The organism is Allobosea sp. FG18, assembly GCF_057809495.1.
Map to the genome: position 1 here is coordinate 1 of NZ_JBMDKB010000012.1, position 16128 is coordinate 16128.

At 66.7% G+C, this 16128-nt stretch carries 14 protein-coding genes and 1 tRNA gene; 7 read left to right on the forward strand and 8 right to left on the reverse strand.

Annotation, left to right across the window (positions count from 1 at the left end):
- Nucleotides 1–112: 112 nt before the first annotated feature.
- The 7 genes from ACODTJ_RS14470 to ACODTJ_RS14500 all read right to left on the reverse strand — a co-directional run bounded on the left by ACODTJ_RS14470 (nucleotide 113) and on the right by ACODTJ_RS14500 (nucleotide 7571).
- Nucleotides 113–916: an MBL fold metallo-hydrolase gene (locus ACODTJ_RS14470; RefSeq protein WP_454656951.1), complete on the reverse strand. Its 804-nt coding sequence runs from the start codon at nucleotides 914–916 to the stop codon at nucleotides 113–115.
- A 9-nt stretch (nucleotides 917–925) separates the two neighbouring features.
- Nucleotides 926–1726, reverse strand: a complete 801-nt coding sequence (locus tag ACODTJ_RS14475) for a TatD family hydrolase (protein WP_454656950.1) — start codon at nucleotides 1724–1726, stop codon at nucleotides 926–928.
- A gap of 206 nt (nucleotides 1727–1932) precedes the next feature.
- Nucleotides 1933–3492 carry a methionine--tRNA ligase gene (metG, locus tag ACODTJ_RS14480; RefSeq protein WP_454656949.1) on the reverse strand — a complete coding sequence of 520 codons (1560 nt, stop codon included), beginning with the start codon at nucleotides 3490–3492 and terminating at the stop codon, nucleotides 1933–1935.
- 21 nt (nucleotides 3493–3513) lie between these two features.
- Nucleotides 3514–4584, reverse strand: coding sequence for a DNA polymerase III subunit delta' (locus ACODTJ_RS14485; RefSeq protein ID WP_454656948.1), 1071 nt, complete (start codon nucleotides 4582–4584; stop codon nucleotides 3514–3516).
- The gene (tmk, locus tag ACODTJ_RS14490; protein ID WP_454656947.1) at nucleotides 4584–5234 is read right to left on the reverse strand and encodes a dTMP kinase; all 651 of its coding nucleotides are present in this window, start codon (nucleotides 5232–5234) and stop codon (nucleotides 4584–4586) included. Before tmk ends, ACODTJ_RS14485 begins: the two co-directional genes overlap by 1 nt.
- Nucleotides 5235–5243: 9 nt before the next feature.
- Nucleotides 5244–6464 carry a D-alanyl-D-alanine carboxypeptidase family protein gene (locus ACODTJ_RS14495; protein WP_454656946.1) on the reverse strand — a complete coding sequence of 407 codons (1221 nt, stop codon included), beginning with the start codon at nucleotides 6462–6464 and terminating at the stop codon, nucleotides 5244–5246.
- 45 nt (nucleotides 6465–6509) lie between these two features.
- Nucleotides 6510–7571, reverse strand: coding sequence for a septal ring lytic transglycosylase RlpA family protein (locus tag ACODTJ_RS14500; protein ID WP_454656945.1), 1062 nt, complete (start codon nucleotides 7569–7571; stop codon nucleotides 6510–6512).
- A gap of 472 nt (nucleotides 7572–8043) precedes the next feature.
- Here ACODTJ_RS14500 and ACODTJ_RS14505 point away from each other — a divergent pair.
- Nucleotides 8044–8133 (forward strand) — tRNA-Ser (locus ACODTJ_RS14505).
- Nucleotides 8134–8365: 232 nt separating this feature from the next.
- On the opposite strand, the gene ACODTJ_RS14510 is transcribed toward ACODTJ_RS14505, so the two are convergent.
- Entirely contained in the window at nucleotides 8366–9424 is a 1059-nt protein-coding gene (locus tag ACODTJ_RS14510) for a GNAT family N-acetyltransferase (protein ID WP_488849220.1), read from the reverse strand.
- 50 nt (nucleotides 9425–9474) lie between these two features.
- Between ACODTJ_RS14510 and argE the strand changes: the two genes are divergently transcribed.
- The 6 genes from argE to ACODTJ_RS14540 all read left to right on the forward strand — a co-directional run bounded on the left by argE (nucleotide 9475) and on the right by ACODTJ_RS14540 (nucleotide 16070).
- A complete protein-coding gene (gene argE / locus ACODTJ_RS14515; protein ID WP_454656943.1) occupies nucleotides 9475–10608 on the forward strand; it encodes an acetylornithine deacetylase in 1134 nt (377 codons plus the stop codon).
- Between the two features lie 24 nt (nucleotides 10609–10632).
- A complete protein-coding gene (locus tag ACODTJ_RS14520) occupies nucleotides 10633–11556 on the forward strand; it encodes a 2-hydroxyacid dehydrogenase (RefSeq protein ID WP_454656942.1) in 924 nt (307 codons plus the stop codon).
- A gap of 30 nt (nucleotides 11557–11586) precedes the next feature.
- Nucleotides 11587–11940, forward strand: a complete 354-nt coding sequence (locus tag ACODTJ_RS14525; RefSeq protein ID WP_454656941.1) for a cupin domain-containing protein — start codon at nucleotides 11587–11589, stop codon at nucleotides 11938–11940.
- 133 nt (nucleotides 11941–12073) lie between these two features.
- A complete protein-coding gene (locus tag ACODTJ_RS14530; protein ID WP_454656940.1) occupies nucleotides 12074–13537 on the forward strand; it encodes an aldehyde dehydrogenase family protein in 1464 nt (487 codons plus the stop codon).
- Nucleotides 13538–13548: 11 nt separating this feature from the next.
- Nucleotides 13549–14592, forward strand: a complete 1044-nt coding sequence (locus ACODTJ_RS14535) for a tartrate dehydrogenase (RefSeq protein ID WP_454656939.1) — start codon at nucleotides 13549–13551, stop codon at nucleotides 14590–14592.
- A gap of 14 nt (nucleotides 14593–14606) precedes the next feature.
- Nucleotides 14607–16070, forward strand: a complete 1464-nt coding sequence (locus tag ACODTJ_RS14540) for an NAD-dependent succinate-semialdehyde dehydrogenase (protein WP_454656938.1) — start codon at nucleotides 14607–14609, stop codon at nucleotides 16068–16070.
- Nucleotides 16071–16128: the final 58 nt, after the last annotated feature.

Genomic DNA, 16128 nt, shown 5'->3' on the forward strand with positions numbered 1-16128 from the left:
CAGTACTATCAGAGACTCGTCGCTTCGCACCAGTTTTGAAAGTACCTCGCCTTCGCATAAGGTATATTATGGAACTAACTCTGATGCGAATGCCGCCTGAGATGCTGGATATTCAGGCCGGAACCGAGATCGTCATCCCGTCGTATGCCACCTCTGCAATCCCGGCCAAGCGCATGCTCAGGCTGGCATAATCCAGATCCACATGGAGGTTGGTCAGGATCGCGCGGCGCGGCTTCAGGTGCGCGATCGCTTCCAGCGACTGGGCCAGATGGAAATGGCTGACATGCGGCGTCTCACGCAGGCAGTCGAGGATCAGTACGTCGAGATCGGCCATGGCCTCCATCGCGGCCGGCGGGATCAGGCTGACATCCGGCAGATAGCCGAGATCGCCGAAGCGGAAGCCCAGCGCCTCATAGTTCGGTCCGTGCTCGACCCGGAACGGCAAGGCCGTGATCGGCCCGCCTGCGCCGTCGATGGTCTGCGGCCGGCCGGCGCTGATCTCGTCGAGATCGATGATCGGCGGATAATAGCTGCCCGGCGGCGTCTCGAAGAGATAGCCGAAGCGCGAACGCAGCGAGGCTTGCGTCGTCTTGTCGGCATGGACGCGGATGCGCTGCCGCATATGCAGGACGAGCGCGCGCAGGTCGTCGATGCCATGGGTATGGTCGGCATGGTCATGCGTCATCAGCACGCCGTCCAGCGCCGGGACCTCGGCCGCGAGAAGCTGCTCGCGCAGGTCCGGCGAGGTATCGACCAGCACGCGCGTCGTTCCATCCGGGCCGATGCGCTCGACCAGGATCGAACAGCGCCGGCGCCGATTCTTCGGCTCGGCGGGATCGCAGGCGCCCCAGCCGGCGCCCGGCCGTGGCACGCCGCCGGAGGATCCGCTGCCGAGAATGGTGACGGTGAGCGTCATGGCGCCGGGTCAGGCCACCTGCGCGACCGGCGCGGCGTGGTCCATCTTCCAGTAGCAGCGCCGCGCGTTCTCCGTGGTGATCTTGGCGATCTCGTCGAAAGACACGCCAATCGTCTCGCCGAGAACCTTCGCCGTTTCAACGACATAGGCCGGCTGGTTGCGCTTGCCCCTGAACGGCACAGGCGCGAGATAGGGCGCATCCGTCTCGACCAGCAGGCGCTCGCGCGGCACCATCCGGGCGATCCGGCGCAGGTTCTCGGAGGTCTTGAAGGTCAGGATGCCCGAGAAGGACACGTAGAGCCCGAGCTCGACACCCGCCATCGCCAGCGCCTCGCCAGCGGTGAAGCAGTGCAGAATGGCGGGGAAGGCGCCCTTCCCCATCTCCTCGCGCAGAATCGCGATCATGTCGTCATCGGCCTCGCGGGAATGGATGACGAGCGGGAGCTGCGTGATGCGCGCCGCAGCGATATGCGTGCGCAATCCCTGGGCCTGCGCGGCGCGCGGGCTTGAATCGTAGTGATAGTCGAGCCCGGCCTCGCCGATGGCGACGCAGCGCGGATGGCGCGACAATTCCACGAGGCGCTCGGCCGTGACGTCGAGCTCCTCATGCGCCTGATGCGGATGCGTGCCGACCGAGAACCAGACCGACGGAAAACGTTCCGCCAGCGCGGCGTACTCGGCGTAGCGCGCGACCCGCGTCGAGATCGTCACCATCCGGCCGACGCCGGCTTCTTCCGCTCGCGCGACATAGGCCGGCAACTCCTCGGCGAAATCCGGGAAGTCGAGATGGCAATGCGTATCGATCAGCATCACAAAACCTTAGGTGCTGTTGACATGTGATCACAGCGGTTTCGAGCACCGCCCTTGTCATTCCGGGGCGCGCCGAAGGCGCGAACCCGGAACCCACGACTGGGTGAAACAGCTTGGGCCTCTCTTGGAACCAGCTCGCTCGGTCGTGGGTTCCGGGTTCTTCGCTTCGCGAAGCCCCGGAATGACAAGGGTGGTTCGCACCCGCCTTAGGCGGCCTGGCCGTCCTCGGGCTCGACATAGCGCGGAAAGATCGCGCTCGGCGCAGGCAAAGCAGTGCCGCTGACGAGACGATGCTCCGCGCCGAGCGCCGCGAAGCTGCGGGCCTCGGGCGCGACGCCGAGCAGGTCGAGCAGCTTGCCCGCGGCCACCGGCATGACCGGCTGCACCAGGATCGCGACCTCGCGCAGCACCTCGATCGTGACATAGAGGATGGTGTCACGGCGGGCCGGGTCGGTCTTGGTCAGGCGCCAGGGCTCGTTATTGGCGAAATAGCGGTTCGCCTCGGCAATGAGAGCCCAGAGATCGGCCAGCACGGTGTGAAGGGCGAAATCCTTCATCGCCTCGCGCGCCTTCGCGAGCGCCGCGTCGGCCATGGCGAGCATGGCTTCGTCGGCCTCGTTCAGCGTCCCGCGCGGCGGCACCCTGCCCTCGCAGTTCTTGGCGATCATCGACAGCGAGCGCTGCGCGAGATTGCCGAGGTCATTGGCGAGGTCGGCATTGATGCGCCCGACGATGGCGTCATGGCTGTAATTGCCGTCCTGGCCGAAGGAGACCTCGCGCAGGAAGAAATAGCGCAATTGATCGACGCCATAGGTCTCGGCGAGGCCGAAGGGATCGACGACGTTGCCGAGCGACTTCGACATCTTCGTGCCCTTGTTCAGCAGGAAGCCGTGGCCGAAGACGCGCTTCGGCAGCGGCAGCCCCGCCGACATCAGGAAGGCCGGCCAGTAGACCGCGTGGAAGCGCACGATGTCCTTGCCGATGATGTGGACATCGGCCGGCCAGTAATGCGCGCGCGGGCTTTCCGGATCGGGGAAGCCCGTCCCGGTGACGTAGTTGTTAAGCGCGTCGACCCAGACATACATGACGTGCTTCGGGTCGCCCGGCACGGGCAGGCCCCAGTCGAAGGTCGTGCGGCTGATCGAGAGATCCTCGAGCCCGCCCTTCACGAAGGAGACGACCTCGTTCTTGCGCGTCTCCGGCGAGATGAAGTCGGGCACATCCTCGTAGAGCTTCAGGAGCCGGTCCTGATAGGATTTGAGGCGGAAGAAATAGCTCTCCTCCTCGACCCACTCGACCGGAGTACCCTGCCCGCCCAGGCGCGTGCCGTCGGGCTGAAGGGTGGTCTCCTCCTCGCCGTAGAAGGCCTCGTCGCGCACCGAGTACCAGCCGGCATATTTGGCGAGATAGATGTCGCCATTGGCCTCCATGCGACGCCAGAGCTCCTGGGTCGAGGGCAGGTGGTCGGCATCGGTGGTGCGGATGAACCGGTCGAAGGAACAGCCGAGGCGCTGCTCCATCTCCTCGAAGCGCGCCGCGATCTTGTCGACGAATTCCTTCGGCGAGAGGCCGTTCTGCGCCGCCGTGCGCTGCACCTTCTGGCCGTGCTCGTCGGTGCCGGTCATGGCGAAGACGTCGTAGCCGTCGAGCCGCTTGAAGCGCGCGATCGCGTCCGACGCCACCATCTCATAGGCGTGGCCGATATGCGGCGGCCCGTTGGTGTAGTGGATCGCGGTCGTCAGGTAGAATTTCGGGGCCGTGGCCATCGTCTGTCCGAAAGCTTCGCTTCACGCTGCGCGCGAGCGGGACACCGCAGACGACAGATCATGAAACAGGGTCATCACCAGCGGGCGGCGGTCGAGATTATAGGTCTCGACCTCGCGCGCCTGCTGTCCAAGCTTTTCCCATACCTCCGCCAGCGGTGCAAGGCGCGCCGGTTGCGCCGCAGCATGCGCGTGGAGATGGTCGCTGATCCAGCCTTGTATGGTTTCGATCATCACCGCGAAGTCGCGCTCGCCCGCCTTGCCGGCGACATCCTCGGCCAGCGCCATCAGCGCGGCGAGATCGATCTGCGGGAGAGCGTCGAGCCGCGCCCTCACCGCCTCGACCAGCGCCAGCGTCTCGGGATCGACATAGGTCAGCGCGCGCCGCACGGAGCCTTCGGACAGGCCGGAGGCCCGGCGCAGGGCCGAGCCGTCGAAGGGCATCTCCATGCGCTCCAACGCGAGCTTGCCGGCTTCGCCTACATCGGCTTCGGACAGCGGATCGAAGGTCAGAAGCCGGCAGCGCGAGCGGATCGTCGGCAGCATCCGGCCGGGGGCATGAGCGACGATCAGGAACAGCGCCCGCGGCGGCGGCTCCTCCAGGAGCTTGAGCAAGGCATTGGCGGCCGAGCGCTCCATGTCCTCGGCCGAGTCGACGATGCAGACGCGCCAGCCGCCCTCGGCCGCGCTCGACCCGAAGCGATCGATCACGCGCCGGATGGAATCGACCGGGATGTTGCTCGTGTAGCTCTTGCCGTCCGGCTTCTGAATCCGGCGCAGCACATGCAGGTCGGGATGCGACTGCGCCATCACCCGCCGCGTCGCCGGATCGTGCTCCGGCATCGCGAGATCGGCGCTGCGGGCCGCCCTCGCCTGCGGATCGCCCACCGCCAGCAGGAAGCGCGCGGCGCGATAGGCGAAGCTCGCCTTGCCGATGCCTTCGGGCCCACCGAGCAGCCAGGCATGATGCATCCGGCCGGACGCCAGCGCGTCGAGGAAGGTCCGTTCGCGCGCGGAATGGCCGACGAGCGCCAGCGTCTCGCGCGGATGCGGCGCATTCGGCAGCCGGTCGGGTTCGTCGCTGGTCGGTAGCATCAGACTTCCGGATCGATGGGCAGGCGCTCGCGCAGGATATGCCACGCCGCCTCGGCGAGCGCCTCGGGAGGCAATGTCGCATCGAGCACGGCGCAGCGCTGCGGCTCGGCGCTCGCGATATCCAGATAGGCTTGGCGCAGATTGCGATGGAAGGCCAGCGTCTCGCCCTCGAAACGGTCGATCGCCTCGCCCGGCCGGCGGCGCTTGGCGGCTCGGGCCAAGCCGATCTCGGGATCGAGATCGAGGATCAGCGTCAATTCCGGCATCAGGCCGGAAATCGTCACGGTTTCCAGCTCGGCCAGCACGGCCTTGTCGAGCTTGCCGAGCACGCCCTGATAGACCCGCGTCGAATCGATGAAGCGATCGCAGATCACCCATTCGCCGCGTTCCAGCGCCGGGCGGATCAGGCTGTCGATATGGTCGATCCGCGCGGCCGAGAACATCAACGCTTCGGCGAAGGGGCCATAGTCCCGCGCCTGCCCCGCCAGGATCATCTCGCGGATGGCTTCCGCCTTGGGCGAGCCGCCGGGCTCGCGCGTCGTCCGGGCTGTAAAGCCGGCCGCGTCGAGCCGCTCGCTGAGCGCGCGCGCCAGCGTCGACTTGCCGGCGCCCTCCCCGCCTTCGAGCGTGATGAAACGTCCCCTGCTCACGCGACCTGCTCAGCTCCGGCTCAAGGCCTTGCGGACCCAGCCGGTCGTCGCCTCGAGCAGCGCGTCGAGCGCGCGTGACTGCAAGGTGCCGGCCTGCACGCTCTCGGCCGCGTAGAGGGGTAAGTCCAGCGTCTTGATGTCGCCGCGCGTCACCACGAGCCGCGCCACCTCCGCACCTTCCTGGACGGGCACGGTCAGCGGGCCACGATAGATGATCCGGGCCGCCAGCCGCTCCGTGCTGCCGCGCGGCAGCAGCAGGCTCACAGTGCTCTTGCTCCTGAGCCCGACGCGCCCCTTCTCGCCGCCATAGACGCTGGCCTCGCCCACGGTCTCGCCGGCGGCGAAGAGCTGGCGCTTTTCGAAGGCGCGAAAGCCCCATTCCAGCAGCTTGCGCGCTTCCGTCGCCCGGTCGCGCGCCGTCTTGATACCGTTGACCACGACGATCAATCGCTGGCCGTTCTGCACGGCTGAGCCGACGAGGCCGAAGCCCGACTCGTCGATATTGCCGGTCTTGAGTCCGTCAGCGCCGATATCCATCGTCAGCAGCGGATTGCGGTTCTGCTGGCGGATCTTGTTCCAGGTGAATTCGCGCTGGCCGAAGATCTTGTAGAGTTCGGGATAGGTCTTGATGATGTGGTCGGCGAGGAGGGCAAGCTCGCGCGCCGTCACCCGCTGCTGTGGATCGGGCATACCGGTGGCGTTGCGGAAGACGGATTTCGTCAGGCCGAGCCCCCTCACCCGCTCGGTCATGATCCGCCCGAAGGTCGGCTCGTCGCCGGCGATGGCCTCGGCCAGCGCGATCGAGGCATCGTTTCCGGACTGGACGATGATGCCCTGCAGGATGTCGGAGAGCTTGATCCGGCTGTTGATGATGGCGAACATCGCCGAGCCGCCGGACGGAGCACCGCCCTTGCGCCAGGCATTCTCGGAAATGCTGATCTCACTATCGAGCGAGAGCCGGCCGGCAGTGATGTCCTGGAAAGCGACGAGCACCGTTGCGAGCTTGGCCATGCTGGCCGGGACCATCAATTCGTCGGCAGCCTTCTCGTAGAGCACCGCCCCGGTCTCGGAATCGAGCAGAACGGCGAAGGGCGCCTGCGACTGGAAACTCTGGGCGAAGGCTATCGGGCCGAAGCAGACGAGCCCGAGCAGGAAGACAAGGCCCGCAGCCAGCCGGCGGACCGCCTGCGGCGGCGCGACAAACCCTGGCTGACGGCGAAAGGCGCTCATGCCTCGATGTGAAGCAGAGCGCCCGCCATCAGGTCAAGCCGGAGGTCAGTTCCGCGCGAGCGGCTGCAGGGTCTGCGACGCAAGCTTGTTGAGCGGATGGGCCTTGGCAAGACGTTCGCCCGCGCCCTTTTCCGGGGCGGCGAACAGGCTGGCGCGCATCGGCGGCAGGGTCGTGCGCAGCGTCGCGGGAACCGCGACGGGCTTGGCCGCGTTGGCAATGGTATCGAGATCGAACGGCCGGTTCGGCGGCAGCGGAGCGGCGCGCATGGACGGCGCTTCGACCGGCGTCGAGACGGTCGAGGCCAGAGTCGCGGCAATCGGGGTGGAGGGCGTGATCATGCGCGGCTGCTGCGGCGCATAGGCCTGCACGACCGGCGTGACGACAGGAGCCGGCTCGGGCTCGACGGCCGGCTGCGCGTCGACATCGACGCTGCGGGTGCGCGTGGTGGGGACGGGCTCTGTGCTCGCGACCATGGTCCGGGCGCTCGTGCCCGGGATCGGCGCCGCAGAGCCATCGGTGCGAAGCGTGGCGAGAAGGAGCTTGTCGTCGGAACCGCCGAGCGAGGCCTGGCCGAGATACTCCATCTTGATCCGCGCCGTGCCGAGATGGCGGAAGGCCAGCGCATCGGCCGTCGTCTGCGAGAGATCCATCATGCGGCCGCCATGGAAGGGGCCGCGGTCGTTGACGCGCACGATGATCGAGCGGCTGTTCATCAGGTTGGTGACGCGGGCATAGGCCGGAAGCGGCATGGTCGGGTGCGCGGCGGAGACGCTGTAGCGATCATAGACCTCGCCATTGGCGGTACGCCGGCCATGGAAGGCCTCGCCATACCAGGAGGCGGTGCCGACCTGGGTGAAGCCGACCGGCTTCTCGAACGGGGTATAGCGCTTGCCGGCCACGGAATAGGCCTTGCCGACGAGCTGGCGTCCGCCACCCTTCGGCACCTCTTCGCCCTCGGCCACGACGCGCTGGCTGGCGGCGCCGTATTTCGATTGCGGGAAGGCGCCGATTTCCTTGGAGCGGCGGGCGGCGGTCTGGTTGCCGGCGCAGTTGGCCGCGAACAGCCCGACGAGAACGACGCACCCCATACGGACGACGGCAGGCATGGAAGAAGACGCAGGCATCGGTCCGGACGTGGTGGAAGCGGGCTCCCGGGCCGAAAAGCGAGCGTCTCGTGTCATTCCGCCAATTCCGCTTTCTGCGCCAAAAACTATTCTGTCGGCTCGCCGCCATAGGCAACAGAGCCGAGTTTTCGGCCAATTCCATTAAGGGATCGTTAAGCTGCTAAAATCCGCCGGAAAGCGGACCATTGAACAGGCCATCCCTGCGCCGTTAGGCGGCGACAGGAGCGTTTGAAAAAGGGCACATGTCAACGCCGAGGCGATCGCGGTCGCCATTTTTCTGTGCAGCGTGGCCATCAGGACACGGTCCATGCAGGGCTCGAAGAGGCCTCGAAACCGGCTCATCCGCGACGCGCCGTCACAGTTCGCGCATCAAGGCAGCGCCCTCGCCTTTGCTCGCGCTAGCCTGCATCTTCCGCTTGCAAATCGCCTCATCGACCGGCATTGAACGCTCGCCGGAAGGGTGGCCGAGTGGTTTAAGGCAGCGGTCTTGAAAACCGCCTTGGGTGCAAGCCCACCGTGGGTTCGAATCCCACCCCTTCCGCCATTGTTTTTGCGGCATCTTATTGATTTTTAAATAGAATTTGAACTCTGGAGCGCTTAAGGCGCCGGCTTCCACCCCAACATTTGTTGCCGCTCACAACCCCCTTGTTGTGTCAGCCTCTGGTTCCTCCGGAGGTAAGCGATTCGGATTTGCGCCCCACGCGGACATTGGCGATCACTCGAAAGCGAAATTTCGTGGCCACGCACCGGGGGCGGTCCTCTCCGCTTCGACGGCTTTAGCCGATTGCTTGGCTGGCAAGCGCTATTCGGCGCGGGCCGGTCGCCGATCTCGGCGTAAACGGTGGCCGCCCCAGCCCCATCGACGTGGCGCTGTCGTGGATTTGCATGCCGCTCCCGACCAGGAAGTTCGTGAAGACGGTATTGCTGGCCGGAGTGTCGGCACGCAGAAAGCTTCCCGCATGAGCCTCGACATGGGGACGCGAGACGGCGATTGCATCATCCTCGCTCGCGGCGATGATCGGGCCGATGACGTGCCCCCGGCCGAAAGGCCGGCACAAGGCGAAGGCCACGATCTCGTCATTGCGGACGAGGACCTGCCCTCGCGACGCAGGCAATAGGGCCTGGAAGACGGCAGAGCGGTCATGGCCGGTCGCGGCCTGATCGAGCCTCAGAAGGCTGCCGTGATCCTCGGCGGCGAGAGGGCGAATCGCGCCGTCCACCTTCGCCGAAGATGCCGTCATTCCGGGAACCAGCGCCTCCGGCGTTGCTTCTCCCTGGCATCGCAGAATCTTCTGCTCGTAGCCGTATCCGAGCGAGCGATAGAGTCGCTTTGCCTCTCGCGTCGCGTTGAGGCCGAAGACGGCGCCCTTGTTCAGCTCATGCGCCTTTTCCATGAGCCAGCTCCCCGCCCCCTGCTCCTGCAGGCGAGGCAGGGTGATGAGCATGCAGATCATGGCGAAATCCGCGTCATAACGCAGCCACATCACGGTTCCGACCACCCGCCCGATCTCGTCGACGGCGGCGAGCCCCTGCCCGAGCTCGAGCAGCATCTGCCAATCGCTGTCCCGATGCGGCCATCCCACCGAGACGGAAAGCGCGTGCAGCAGCTTGGGATCGACCCGCTTGATGTCGCGCAAGGTGAGCTCGAACGTGTCGATATGCAGTCGAGCGATCGTCTCCAAAGCGCGGCCTCCGCCGTGTCCACGGCTCTGCCCGGCCATGGGCTCCAGCCGGGTTACCGATAGTTGTAAACCAATCCTGCAACAGGAAGCACCGTTCTTCCTGGGCATTTCAGCAGGGAACTGCGTCAGAGGGCGACGAAACGATCCGATCACTGGCGCGCCGCCCTTATCCTGTCGCGACGCAGCTGGAACCGGAGCCGTCCGTGACGCCGGAAGAGATCCTGAAGACCCTAATAGGGTTCCCCTCCGTGGTGGGGCAGCCAAACGCCGCCATCGCAGGCTGGATCGCGCAGTATCTCGGCGATTTCGGCATCGAAGCGCATCTCCTCATCGGCCCCGAAGGCGACCGGGTGAACCTTTTCGCGACGATTGGCCCGCGCGACGTTCCCGGCCTGGTCCTGTCCGGCCATATGGACGTCGTCCCGGCACAGGAGCCGCTATGGAGCGCTGATCCGTTCCAGTTGCGCTTGGACGGCGACAAGCTGCTCGGCCGCGGCACGAGCGACATGAAGGGCTTTCTCGCGGCGGCGCTCGCGATCGTCCGGTCGCTCATTGCCCTGAAGCCCGCCCGACCGATCCATCTCGCCTTCTCCTATGACGAGGAGGCCGGTTGCCGCGGCGTTCCTCATCTCCTCGAAGCGCTGCCTTCGCTCTGCGCCCTCCCCGTGGCGGCCGTCATCGGCGAGCCGAGCGGCCTTCGGCCGATCCTCGCCCATAAGGGCAAGGCCGCCGCGCGCGTCGAGGTTCAAGGCCGCTCGGGCCATTCCTCCCGCCCCGATCTCGGCCTCAACGCCATCTATGCGATGGCGCGGGTGATCGCGGCCGCAGAAGGCACGGCGGCAAAACTGAGTAGGGGCCCGCTCGATCCCGTTTTCGAGCCCCCCTGTTCCACCGTCCAGATCGGCACGGTCCGCGGCGGCGACGCCGTGAATATCATCCCGGAGAGCTGCATCATCGAGATCGAGGCCCGTGCCATCGCCGGCGCTTCGCCGGCAGCCTTGCTCGAACCGGTTCGCGAGGCGCTCGAAGGCCTGAAGACGGAGGGCTTCGGGACGAGCTGGCAGCCGATTGCCGGCTACCCCCCGCTGTCTCTTTCCGCGGATGCTCCGATCGCTCGACTGATGACCAGGGTCACCGGCGAAGCCCCGCTGGCGGCGGTGAGCTACGGCACCGAGGCCGGTCTCTATCAGGCGGCGGGGATCGACGCGATCATCTGCGGGCCGGGCGACATCGCCCGTGCCCACAAGCCGAACGAATACATCACGCGTGGCGAGCTCGCGGACTGCGTCGGCATGCTCGAACGGCTCTGCGTGCAGTTCGCGCGCGAAACACCCTGATCTCCCGGTCTTACGGAGCTCGCCTTGACCTTCCTTTTCAATTCGACTGACGAGCGGGCGCGGGTGTTCGCAGCGCGTTTTGCCGAGGAACTGCCCGATATCCGCTTCATCAGAAGCAGCGATCCCTACGATCCCGCCGATATCCGCTACCTGATCACCTGGACGGCCCCGGAGAATCTCGAGCGCTTCTCCAATCTGGATATCCTGTTCTCGATCGGGGCCGGCATCGACCAGATGAACACGGATGGCTTGCCGGCCGAGGTTCTCGTCGTCCGCATGGTCGAGGACGGCATCACCCGGATGATGCAGGAATACGTTACGCTCGGCGTGCTCGCGCTGCACCGGCAATGGCCGCTCTACCTCGCCCAGCAGAGAGCAGCGCATTGGGAGCCCTACGATCTCGTATCCGCTACCGACAGGCGGATCGGCGTGCTGGGGCTCGGCATGATGGGATCGGCGGTGATCGAGCGCCTGAAGCCTTTCGGCTTCCCGATCTCCGGCTGGAGCCGCTCGCCGCGCACGATCGATGGGATTCGCTGCCTGCATGGAGAGGCCGGCCTCTCCGCCCTGCTCGCCGAAACCGACATCCTGATCTGCCTGTTGCCGCTGACCCCGGAAACATCAGGCATTCTGAATGCCGGGCTCTTCGCGCAGCTGCCTGCCGGCGCCGGCCTCGTGCATGTCGGCCGTGGCCAGCATCTCGACCATGCCGCGCTTCTCGATGCCCTCGATAGCGGTCACCTCTCGGGCGCCGTCCTCGATGTCACCGAGCCCGAGCCGCTGCCGGCCGGTCACCGCCTGTGGAGCCATCCCGGCGTGATCCTGACGCCGCATATCGCCAGCAAGGTCGAGGCCGCGCCGGCGGCCAAGGCGGTCATCGAGAACCTGCGTCGTCATCGCTCCGGTCTGCCGCCGATCGGCCTCGTCGATCGCAGCCGTGGCTACTGAATTTCTCCAGCCCCGAACGAAAGGCTTTTCATGTCCCTCCTCATCAAGCTCGACCATGCTCCTACCGGCGAGCCCAAGCACGCCAAGGCTGCCGCTGACCGTCTGATCTCCGGCGATCCCTCGTTCAAGACCTGGGCCCAGGACCAGTCCCGCAACGAGCCCGTGCGCACCGGCGTCTGGGAAGCGACACCCGGCGAAACCCGCTCGATCAAGGGCGAAACGGTGGAATTCTGCTACATCCTCTCGGGCGTGATCGAACTGACCGAGGAAGGCCAGCCGCCGCGCACCTTCCGCGCCGGCGACAGCTTCGTGATGAAGCCCGGCTTCGTCGGCGTCTGGAAGACGATCGAGACCGTCCGGAAGATCTACGTGATCGTCGGCTGATCCGAGCCCGCCGAAGAATCGGCCGCGCGGAGCCCCGCAAACAGGATTTCCGGTCGGTCGAGCCGCCCTCACAGGCGCAAACTTCGGACCGGGCAGAACTAGGCTTGGGCGGCCACCATTCGGAGATGCGCCCTTGTCGCTGAGTTTCGATCCCGCTTCGGTCACGCTGCCGCGCGGCCATTTCATCGCCGGCGAATGGGTCGACGCCAGGGACGGCATCGATCTGCATCGTCCATCCGATGCGATTGCCTTTGCCGCCTGCCCCGTCGCCGATGCCGAGCTCGTCGACCGCGCGGCGGCGGCTGCCAAACAGGCGCTTGCGAGCAGCGGCTGGGGCCGTCTGGCACCGCGCGAGCGGGCCCGTGCGCTGCACCGCTGGGCCGATCTCATCGAGGCGGAAGCGGAAACGCTGGCGCGGCTGGAAGCGATCGCCTCGACCCGCCCGATCTCCGAGCTGATGGCTGGCGACGTCCCCGTCACGGCTGAGCAGATCCGCTTCTTCGCCGAATTCGCCGACAAGGAAGGCGGTGATCTCGTTCCGACCGGCGCCGACAGTTTCGGCATGATCGCGACTGAGCCCTATGGCGTCGTCGGCGCCATCACGCCCTGGAACTTCCCGCTCAACATGGCCGGCTGGAAGCTCGGCCCCGCACTCGCGGCCGGCAATGCCGTCGTGCTCAAGCCCTCCGAGATGACGCCGTTCGCGACGCTCTACCTGGCACAGCTGTCGGTAAGGGCCGGACTGCCCGCGGGCTTGATCAACATCGTGCTCGGCGATGGCCGCACGACCGGCACCGCAATCACGGGCCATCCCGATATCGCCAAGGTCAGCTTCACCGGCTCGACCGCAGCCGGCGCCGCCATCATGGAGAACATCGCCCGCACCGGCATCAAGCCGATGACGCTGGAGCTCGGGGGAAAAAGCCCGCAGCTCGTCTTCGCCGATGCCGATCTGCCGCAGGCAGCAGCCGCCATCGCCCGCAGCATCCTCGGCAATGCCGGCCAGGCCTGCGTCGCCGGCTCGCGCCTGATCGTCGCGGAGAGCGTCGCGGAGCAGCTGGTCGCGCTCATCGTCGAACGCATGAGCGCGGTTCGTCCGGGCGCAACCTGGGATGCGGCGAGCGCCTACTCGCCGATCATCTCGGAGCGGCAGATCGGCCGCATGGAAAGCATCGTCGATGCGGCAGTGGCGCGCGGCGCCACCTGCCGGCTGGGTGGTGAACGCCTCGACCATGTGGGCTATTTCTACGCCCCCACCGTACTGGAAAGGGTCGACGCCACCTCGCCTGCCGTGACCGAGGAAATCTTCGGGCCGATCCTGACCGTCCAGACCTTCCGCGAGGAAGAGGAAGGGCTAGGGCTCGCCGATCACCCGACCTACGGGCTCTGCGCCGGCCTTTACACGCGCGACCTGTCGCGGGCGCTGCGCGCCGTCAACCGCCTGCAGGCCGGCACGGTCTGGGTCAATCGCTACGGCCGCTCGCGCGACCACATCCTGCCGACCGGAGGCTACAAGCAATCCGGCCTCGGCAAGGACTTGGGGCGCGAGGCCTATCTCGCGAACCGCAAATCGAAAAGCGTCCTGATCGCGCTGTGAGGAGCCTCCCCGTGAAATCCTACAAGATCGCCCTGATCCCGGGTGACGGCATCGGAACCGCCGTCACCGAGGCCGCCTGGGAGGTGCTCGGCCGCGCCGCGCATGGTGGCGGCTTCAGGCTCGAAGGGACGAGCTTCCCCTGGTCCTGCGACTTCTACGAGAAGACCGGCGCGATGATGCCGCCTGATGGCATCGAGACCTTGCGCGGCTTCGACGCGATCCTGCTCGGCGCGGTCGGCTGGCCCCAGCGCGTGCCGGATTCGGTCTCGCTGCACGGGCTCCTGCTGCCGATCCGCAAGGCCTTCGTGCAATACGCCAATATTCGCCCGCACCGCCTGCTGCCGGGCGTCGAGGGGCCATTGCGTGCCAGCGCCTTCGACATCCTCTGCATCCGCGAGAACACCGAGGGCGAATATGCCGGGGCCGGCGGACGCGTCCATAACGGCACGGCCGACGAGGTCGCCGTCGAGACCTCGATCTTCACCCGCAAGGGTGTCGAGCGCATCCTGCGCTTCGGCTTCGAGCAGGCGCGCAAGCGCCGCGGCAAGCTCGCCTCGGTGACCAAGTCGAACGCCCAGAAGTACTCGATGGTGTTCTGGGACGAGATCACGGCAAGGCTCGCCGCAGAATATCCGGATGTCGAGGTCGCCAACTACCATATCGACGCCATGGCCGCGCGCATGGTGATGGCGCCGGAGAGCCTCGACGTAGTGGTCGCCTCCAACCTCTTCGGCGACATCCTGACCGATCTTGGCGCGGCCATACAGGGCGGCCTCGGCTTCGCCGCTTCCGCCAACATCAACCCTGAGCGCAGCGCGCCCTCGATGTTCGAGCCCGTGCATGGCTCGGCACCCGACATCGCCCATCTCGGCATCGCCAATCCGATCGCCGCGATCTGGTCGGGCGCGATGATGCTGGACCATCTCGGCGAAGCCGGCGCGGCAAAGGCCGTGATGACGGCGATCGAAGCCGCCACGGCCCGCCGGATCGGCACCGAACCGGGCAGGCACAAGACCCAGGACATTACCGCCGCCGTGCTTTCGGCACTCGGCTGACGGAGACCGCAATCATGGCCATCGAAGCCCTTCGCGACCCCACCCTGCTGCGCCAGGCCTGCCTCGTCGGCGGCAACTGGCAGGCCGCCGCCTCAGGCCGCACGCTCGACGTCATCGATCCGGCGACGCAAGCTGCCATCGGCTCCGTGCCGGATGCCGATGGCACCGATACGCGCGCCGCAATCGAGGCCGCAGCAGCGGCCTTCGGCGCCTGGCGCGCCAGGCCGAATGCCGAGCGCGCCGCTCTGTTGGAGGCCTGGCATGCACTGATGCTGGAGCATGTCGAGGATCTCGCGCTGATCCTGACGCACGAGCAAGGCAAGCCGCTGGCGGAGGCGCGCGGCGAAATCCGCTACGGCGCTTCCTTCGTCAAATGGTTCGCAGAGGAAGCCCGGCGCATCGACGGGGCGACGATCCCCGCCCCGACCGCCGACAGGCGCATCATCGTGATGAAGGAGCCGGTCGGCGTCTGCGGCATCGTCACGCCCTGGAACTTTCCCAACGCCATGATCACCCGCAAGGTGGCACCGGCCTTGGCGGCGGGCTGCACCGTCGTGATCAAGCCGTCGGAGCTGACCCCGTTCTCGGCGCTGGCCCTCGGCGTTCTGGCCGAACGGGCCGGCATCCCGGCCGGCGTGATCAACATCGTCACCGGCATGCCCACCGCGATCGGCGCCGAGCTCACCGGCAATCCGACCGTCCGCAAGATCTCCTTCACCGGCTCGACGCGGGTGGGGGCACTGCTGATGCGACAGGCTGCCGACGGCATCAAGCGGCTCAGCCTGGAGCTCGGCGGCAACGCCCCCTTCATCGTCTTCGACGATGCCGATCTCGACCTCGCGATCGAGGGCGTGCTCGTCTCAAAATTCCGCAATGGCGGCCAGACCTGCGTCTGCGCCAACCGGATCCTCGCGCAGGACGGCATCTATGATCGTTTCGCCGACAAGCTTGCGGCCCGCGTCGCGGCGATGAAGGTTGGCCCCGGCACCGATGCCGGCGTCGATATCGGACCGATGATCAACCGCGCCTCGATCGAGAAGATCGAGCGCCATGTCGACGACGCTCTGTCCAAGGGCGCCCGGCGCCTGGCCGCCGCGGCCGACATGCCGAAGGGCGCCCAATATGCGACGCCTCTCGTGCTGGGCGATGCCACCATCGAGATGCAGCTTGCCGGTGAGGAAACCTTCGGCCCGGTCGCGCCGCTGTTCCGTTTCGGCAGCGAGGACGAGGCGATCCGCATCGCCAACGGCACGCCCTTCGGGCTCGCCGCCTATTTCTTCACGCAGGACATGCGGCGCTCCTGGCGCGTCGGCGAGGCGCTCGAATTCGGGATGGTGGGCTTGAACACCGGCGCGATCTCGATGGAGGTCGCGCCCTTCGGCGGCGTCAAGCAATCGGGTCTCGGCCGCGAAGGCTCGCGGCTCGGCATCGAGGAATATCTCGAGGTCAAGGCCTTCCATATCGGCGGACTCGGCTGACCCGCTCAGAAAAAGGCGCCGGAGCATACCCGGCGCCTTCCAACGTTTCACGGCAAAG

Bases quoted from the DNA above. Each gene is read 5' to 3' on its own strand.
- ACODTJ_RS14470 (WP_454656951.1), bottom strand. From the start codon at position 916: ATGACGCTCACCGTCACCATTCTCGGCAGCGGATCCTCCGGCGGCGTG.
- ACODTJ_RS14475 (WP_454656950.1), bottom strand. From the start codon at position 1,726: ATGCTGATCGATACGCATTGCCATCTCGACTTCCCGGATTTCGCCGAG.
- metG (WP_454656949.1), bottom strand. From the start codon at position 3,492: ATGGCCACGGCCCCGAAATTCTACCTGACGACCGCGATCCACTACACC.
- ACODTJ_RS14485 (WP_454656948.1), bottom strand. From the start codon at position 4,584: ATGCTACCGACCAGCGACGAACCCGACCGGCTGCCGAATGCGCCGCAT.
- ACODTJ_RS14495 (WP_454656946.1), bottom strand. From the start codon at position 6,464: ATGAGCGCCTTTCGCCGTCAGCCAGGGTTTGTCGCGCCGCCGCAGGCG.
- ACODTJ_RS14500 (WP_454656945.1), bottom strand. From the start codon at position 7,571: ATGCCTGCCGTCGTCCGTATGGGGTGCGTCGTTCTCGTCGGGCTGTTC.
- ACODTJ_RS14525 (WP_454656941.1), top strand. From the start codon at position 11,587: ATGTCCCTCCTCATCAAGCTCGACCATGCTCCTACCGGCGAGCCCAAG.
- ACODTJ_RS14540 (WP_454656938.1), top strand. From the start codon at position 14,607: ATGGCCATCGAAGCCCTTCGCGACCCCACCCTGCTGCGCCAGGCCTGC.